4 protein-coding genes are annotated in these 7,659 nt (G+C 36.4%); all 4 read left to right on the forward strand.

Annotated features, from left to right (window positions below):
* On the forward strand, positions 1 to 480 hold a 480-nt coding region (locus HMPREF2801_RS07160), incomplete at its 5' end, for an O-antigen ligase family protein (RefSeq protein ID WP_246829995.1).
* A 4-nt stretch (positions 481 to 484) separates the two neighbouring features.
* Positions 485 to 1,600: a polysaccharide pyruvyl transferase CsaB gene (gene csaB / locus HMPREF2801_RS07165; protein WP_246829996.1), complete on the forward strand. Its 1,116-nt coding sequence runs from the start codon at positions 485 to 487 to the stop codon at positions 1,598 to 1,600.
* Positions 1,601 to 2,861: 1,261 nt separating this feature from the next.
* Positions 2,862 to 5,555: a hypothetical protein gene (locus HMPREF2801_RS07170; RefSeq protein WP_168162845.1), complete on the forward strand. Its 2,694-nt coding sequence runs from the start codon at positions 2,862 to 2,864 to the stop codon at positions 5,553 to 5,555.
* Positions 5,556 to 5,586: 31 nt separating this feature from the next.
* Positions 5,587 to 7,659, forward strand: a 2,073-nt coding sequence (locus HMPREF2801_RS07175) for a hypothetical protein (protein WP_210394469.1), incomplete at its 3' end; no start/stop codon positions are given.

Raw genomic sequence — 7,659 nt, forward strand, 5'->3', positions numbered from 1 at the left:
ATAACAAAAGATGTCATAAGAGACAACCTCGTAGCAGGCGTTGGCTTTGGTTATATGCCTTTCAAAGACACCTTCGAGAGATACATCAGGACCATGCCCATCTACCATGCCCACAACACCTATCTTGAAGTGGCAGCAGAAATTGGCTTAATAGGATTTATCTTCTTCATGTTACTACTTTTGTCCACCCTAAAATACGCTTATGTAAACCTAGTAAAATCAAAGGACAAGTATTTCAAGTACCTTGGAGCAGGACTCTTTGCCAGCATAATTGGGATCATGGGCCATGGACTTGTAGAGCACTTCCTATACATTCCGAGAATAATATTTACCTTCTGGATTGTACTTGGCATAATATTTACAGCCATAAAAGTAGAAAAAGATGAAAGAGAAAACCTAAGCCAAATAAATTTAGAAGAAGTAGAAAATACAAACACAGCAAGCAAAAACACAGTAGAAAGAAAACCAATAACAGAGTGATAAAATGAATGGTATGAAAAAAATTGTAATATCAGGATACTTTGGCTTTGACAACTCTGGCGACGATGCCATCCTAAAAGCCATGGTAGAAGACTTTAAAAAACTAAATAGAGAAAATTTTGAAATAAAAATGACAGCACTTTCAAAAAATCCTGAGAAGACAAAAAAAGTTTACGGCATAGATGCAGTAAATAGATTTTCATTACCAGAACTCATCTCTAGTCTAAAGGATGCAGACCTCCTCCTATCAGGCGGCGGCTCCCTTCTTCAGGACATAACCTCAACGAGGAGCATAATCTACTATCTCTCAGTGATAATTTTGGCGAAGATGCTGGGGAAAAAAGTTTGCGTCTACGCCAACGGCATAGGACCCATTGACAAGAGGAAAAACAGAATTTTAACCAAGAGAGTCCTAAATAAAGTTGACTACATCACCCTTCGCGACAAACTATCCTACGACTTCGTAAGAGATTTGGGAGTGACAAATAAAAACATAGAAGTCACAGCAGACCCAGTCTTTACCCTAAAGGCGGCAGACCAGGATAGGGTTGAGGAGATCTTAAGAGATGAAGGCTTAAAAATAACAGAAAAGACACTGGGATTTTGCATAAGAGACCACAAAAAAGATGAGTCAATAAAAGAAAAATTTGCAAAGACCATTGACCTCTTAATAGAAGCTGGCTACGACATCTTGCTTGTGCCCTTCCACACACCAAGGGACAATGTCTATTCAAGAGAAGTTGCAGATAAGTGCAACCACAAGGAAAAAGTCATGCTAATAGAAAATACCTATTCAGCAGGCGAACTCATGGGCATCTTCAAAAAACTAAGACTTTTAGCAGCAATGCGCCTTCACTCCTTAGTCTATGCAGCCAGCGTAAATCTTCCCATGGTGGGCATAATATACGACCCAAAGGTTGAAGCCATGGTTGAAGAACTTGGCATAAAAGAAGCAGTGGATGTAGAAAATTTCACAGCAGAAGAATTATATGAAAAAACCTTGCTGGCTCTTGATAACTTAGAAGAAAGGCGACAAATATTAAGAGAAAATACAGAAAAAATGCGACAAGAGTCCAAGAAAAATGTAGACATAGCCCTAAGGCTCTTGGGCGAAAAATAGGCTTGAAAATTAAATAAAAAATATGGAGAGTAACATAGGTTTGCTCTCTTTTTTTTTTAACTTTTTTGCAAATCAACAAAAAACTTATAAAAATAAAAAATAAAATATTAAAAGATTGATAGGAAAGCGAAGTATAGGAATAAATTCATAGAATACCACCCTAATATCATTAAAGCATTGTACAAAATAAATACAAATTTTACTGGGGGGGGGGGTATTAAACCCTGACAAAAGCTTGCGAATCCAAGAAAACTTAGGATTTTAAAGTGGAAAAAAATTAATTAATTTGATATAATATATTCGTATAAATAAAAAAACTGGAAGTATAAAAATAAAGCGATTTATTAAGAATTACTATCATTACAACCACTTTAATAGAATATAGAAAGCTTTATAAGTCCAGTATTGAGGAGATGGTTTTTAAATTAATAAGAGAAATATAATTAAGAAGATGTAACTCATAATTTGTTATCTATTTATAGAAAGGAGAAAAAATATGGACAACAAACAAATAAGAAAAAGATATTTGTCCTTGTTCCTAGCCCTAATAATGATATTAGGAACATTGCCTACAAATATCTTTGCAGAAGTTGAAAAGGCGGATTGGACCATAGACGAGCAAAAAGAAGCCGAAATGAGCTTCTGGAAACTGGCTGATAAAAACGAGGTTATCGTTGTGGCCAATGCGGAAGGAATGAAGACACCTTCTATTAACTACATTGGAACCTATATCAACGATGAAGGTAGAACAGTTGTTAGGGTTTCATTTAGGGTGTTTCAAAATCTAGCCTCCGCTGTATGGCATAAGGCCCTATTCAAATTTGACAACGACTTATATAACCTGATTGATTTCACTAATCCGGGAACAGGGATGTATAAGGGTACTGATAATGGAATGTGGCACGATTCAGATACCTATAAAGAAGTCGTTCCATTTACCGATGCTGTAAGTTCTATTTCAGGAGGGGTTCATGTTAAAGAACAAAACCTGAAGAACAATAAAAATTTAGTAGGTGGAGCTGCTAGAGTTGAAGTTCCCATCGACCTTGTTTTAATAGATGGGAAAACAGTTGATGACATTAAAGGCCAACCGCATATTCAAATGAGGTTAACAGACGATGATTATAAAAGAGTCTTCTGTGTAGCCGGTACCGGTAAAGCCGATAACGATACGACTGATGCGGATCAAAATCTAATTGTTACACCTTATAACTCTTATACTTTTATGACTTTTATTCCTTCAGCAAACAATAATGCGGATGTGAATACTGTTGAAGACTACAATAGGGACTTGCAATTCTACGCTGCCAACTCTTATGCAAAATACAATGAAGCAGGCGGATACCTGGATGTATTCCATAAACAATCAAAGCTTAACTCAACTGATAACATCGGCGGCGAATACTTTGCCTTCAGACAAGTATTTAATGAAAAATTTGCAGAAGTATTAAAGCCACAAGATGAATCAGGCACAGTAGCAGAAGTATTCCCGGCCAACCAACAAGGCGACATGTGGAAAAATGCTTCTCCTATACAAATCACAAAGGCAGATCTAAACGATTCTAACAACAGTGAATTAAACCCGGGCTTTGTAGGTATCCAAGTTGCTTCCAATGCCAAGGGCAATATAGGACAAAATTTTGCAGGACTTAAAACCGTATTAACAACAGCGGTTCCTCAGAATTCCTATTTAAATGGTGCAACGACAGAGTTTAACTCAGGACTTCCTACGATTACCAGATACTATATCGATAAAGATAAGGTAGCTGAAAAAGGTTTAAAGACAGATGACTTGGCGTCCTTTGACTTTTACTCTACTTTCATCTTGGATAGTACCAAGAAATTCATCGAGTATATGGCGACGAACGATACAGGTTCTGATATTGTTCTTGAACCAAACAGTATTCTAGGCTTAACTTATGCTGACGGCAAGACATCTACACCAAATCAAAAATTATATGAATACTCACTAACTTTCGGAGAGGGTCCTTATAGTATTGAACTAAGATCCAATTTTAAACACGTTGGTGGAGGTCCTTTACAACCTGGTCATGGTAGAGAATACGAATACAATCTGATCCCTGGCATGACCATTAAATCCGGAGAAAAGATTACCTTCAGAACAATGAAGTACGACACACCACCAAGCAAGGTAACACTTACTCTACCTTCTAAAGACGGTAACAAAACAATCGACCTATTACCTGGTGCAGACGGAGCTGAAAAAACAACTCCTAGAAGGTTGAACTACATTACAACCTATGCAGGTGGCTCCGCAACTCAATCCGGTGTAAATCCAGACATTGATGAATTATTCACCGATTCTCAAAATATCACAGGTAGAACGAGATACGTTGGTGCTAAAATCAAACTCTTCTACCCGGATAACACAGACTATGAATTCACCATTGCGGATCAAAAGACCAGAACCAAAATGAATGTCAATGGTGCTGATGTAAATGGCTACACATTTACGACAGAAGGTAAAACCGGATTTGCAATGCCAACAGAACTTGTAAAAGATTCCGTTATCGGTATTACAAATACTGACGTAAAAAAGGCATCCACACCAAGCGAAAAAGTATTTGAAAAAGTACAAGCCAAAGTTACTTTCGATTTAAACGGCGGTAAATTAGCTACGACTGTAAAATCATTTGAAGGTTACAAGGCAAATGATGCAACAAACTTACCGGGAACAGAATTTGCTTATAACTTAAAAAGAGCAAATGACACAGCGCCGGTAGTAAGAATCGCACCGATGAACGAAAAAGCAGCGGGCGAAAAAGGCTACACGCCAAACGGATTTAAAGTTGATAAATACATCGACCACAACGGCGATGCATTAAAAGACGACGCACTTGAACTTAGAAAATTCGTAAGCGACAAGCCTACAAAAGATGGAGTAGTATTCTACGGCTGGACAACAAAGAAAGTAAACACAGTTGACGAATACAACAAATTGGAAGAATTGAAGACAGAAGCACAAGCTAAAGACATAACAAAAACATATAAGTTTACAGAAAATTCTCCAATCCTATCTGAAATGACCGTATATGCTTTCTATGGACCAGTAAAATCACAAGTAACAAATCCAAAGCAAACTTATGATGAAGCAAATGACAAGCAATATGTGGAAATTACACCTACAGAAGAAGGAAAATCACTTCCAACAGATGCAACATATAAGCTTGTTAAGAAAAATGAAGATGGAACTTATACAGAAGTTGAAGGTTTAACACAAACTACAAAAGAAGATGGAACACCTGTATTTGATATAACAGACTTACCAAGTGATAAATTCGATCCAGAAGCAGACTACTATATCGAAACAACAGAACCAGGAAAGACACCATCTTACTCTGATAATCCAGTTAAGATTGACAAGCAAAAACCTGTAGAATCCACAACTCAGGGAGAAGAATTAAAAGCTACTCCTGACCTATTTAAATATATGGTAAAGATAACTGGTAAAGCGAAAGATGCAGATCATAAGATTTTAAAAGCAACAGTTGAAGCAAATGGAAAAACTGTTGCAGTTAAAGCAACAACAGATGATACAAACTTCACGATTGAATTAAACGATGATACTTTAAAACAATTAGGAGAAGCTGTTTCATATAAAGTAACCATCTACGACGAAATGGGGAACAAGCTTGAAAAAACTCTAACAGTTCAAGCTGTAGAAAAAGATCTTAGATTAGAAATTGGCGACCTAGTGTCAGGAGAAAGTCAAATTTTCTTAAAATCTAAAACGGACGCTACATTGACTATTAGACTTATAAGAAGCAGACAAGTAATAAACTTAGATAACTACACAGCAAAAAGTGACGACTTTGAAGCCATTAACCTAAAACAAAATGGAACAGAATTCAAGCTGGAAAAAGGCGATAGAATTATAGTAGATTCTAAACTAGAGGGTTACAAAGACGCTAGAATAATGAGAGTAGCTAAATAATCTATAAGTGCTATTGGACAAGGAGGTAAAAATGAATTCCCAAAAAAGAATTCTATCATTTCTACTTGCGCTTGTTATGATTCTTGGAACATTTAGTCCTGTTTTAGCAGCAGGGCTAGATGCCAGAGAATTTCACGATACAAGCATAAATACAGTAGAGATAGAAGGAAAAAATGATGGTAAAAAATTAGTTTTTAACTTGCAAGAAAAAACTAATTCATTAAGAAAAGCTAGCACATTTGCTAATGGGCCAAGAAGAGCACCTTCAGCAAATGGTGAGCCTGTCTATGAAGAAAATGATGTAAAAGTCAAGATCAATTTATCAGGCGTTAATGGAAAAAATTTTCCTTTTGCTACAATATTTCCAAATGGAGCAAAAGTTAAGCTTGAATTATTTGATATGGACACATTTGAAACCACAACGGTAGAAAAAGATTTTACTTCAGATGGGCAAGAAATCGACTTTGGCGTTTACAAAGAAGACCAAATTCAGGATATTACAATTGAACTTGCAGACAATGTAAATATTGCTGGTAAAATCATTCAAAACACCACAAGTGGTACAGGTGGACACGTAGGTACAACAGTCTTTAATCTGTATCTTTACCAATATGTAAATACAGATGTAAAAGTTACTACAGTTGATGAAGCTGGAAATACAACTACAAATCCAACAACAGCTGCCACAAATGGTAAAATCAAAGTAAAAGCAGGGCAAGAAGAAAAGGAAATTGAAATTCCAGCTGAAACTAATGAAACAGAAACATTTTTAGATAAAGATGTTAATGTAGCAACCATTTCAAATTTCCAAAACTCACCAACAGTTGAAGTAACAGGTTTAAATGATAAGGACGTATTAGTAGATAAAGCTAATAACAAAGTCTATAAACCAGAAGTAAAAGTTGACGAAAATGGAATCAACCCAACAGAAATAAAATTCACAGAAAAACCAATCTGGTCAGAAGATAATAAATACGCTACTGACCCTGACTACGTAGCCGTAACATTCGCCCAAGGCGACCATGGAACTATAGCAGAAAACAAAACATATTATGTTTTCAGAGGCGTGGAAATGGACTCAACTTTAACTCCACCAACAGTCACACCAAATGCAGGTTGGATACAAAAGACTGGAGCAGAAGCTTGGGGCCCAGCTTTAGCTACAAAATACGATACAGCGACACAACACGTTGCTCAATATACACAAAAAGCCATAGCTGAACAAGTAACAGAACTTGGCGGACTAAGCCCAGAAACAATAAAAGTATGGGTAAACGATCCAATTGACTGGTCAAAGGGAGTAAAAGCTACAACAGAAGCAAACAAAGACAAAGTAGCAGCCCTACTAAAAGACGCAACAGTAACAGACAAGACAGACCCAGCAAGAACATCAGACGCAGCAGGAAAATATGAAGGAACACTACTAGTAACATTTAAAGACAAATCAACAATAGAAGTTCCAAAACAAATGTTAATCGTAAGCGAACACATAGTTACACTAAACCCTAAAGATCCAGACGCACCAAAAGAAGAAGAGCTACCAGATGATAAAATAGAAGTTAGGTTTTTAGCGTCAACAGGTGTAGAAAGTATAACAACAACTGGAAAAACATACGTTAAACCAGAAACAGTATTCCAAGATAAAGACTTTCCACAAGAAAAAGATATAACATTTAAAGAAGGATACAAAGGACCAGTAACATGGATACCAGAAGATAGAACAGTTACAAAGTCATCAAATGCTTATGATAAAAGAAATGGATACTTTAGATTCATAGCAAAAGCAACAAAATTAGAAGACATCATAGGACCAGTAGACCCAGGCAAAACACCAAATCCTGACACAAACAACTATTGGACAGTAACCTTCAAATCAGCAGACGAAAAAACTGGAACAGTAGATGCAAAGAACACTTATTACGTATTAAAGACAGCTAACAAAACTTTAGCAGACTTAACAGCACCAAATACTACACCAGCAGAAGGATACACATTTAACAAATGGACACCAGCAGTAGATAAGAATACAGTAGTAGATAAAGACATTGAAGTAATAGGAACATTTGCAAAAGATGTAGTTCCACAAAAACCAGGAGAAGACAAA

It is taken from the genome of Peptoniphilus sp. HMSC062D09, assembly GCF_001811425.1.
Classification (GTDB): domain Bacteria; phylum Bacillota; class Clostridia; order Tissierellales; family Peptoniphilaceae; genus Peptoniphilus_A.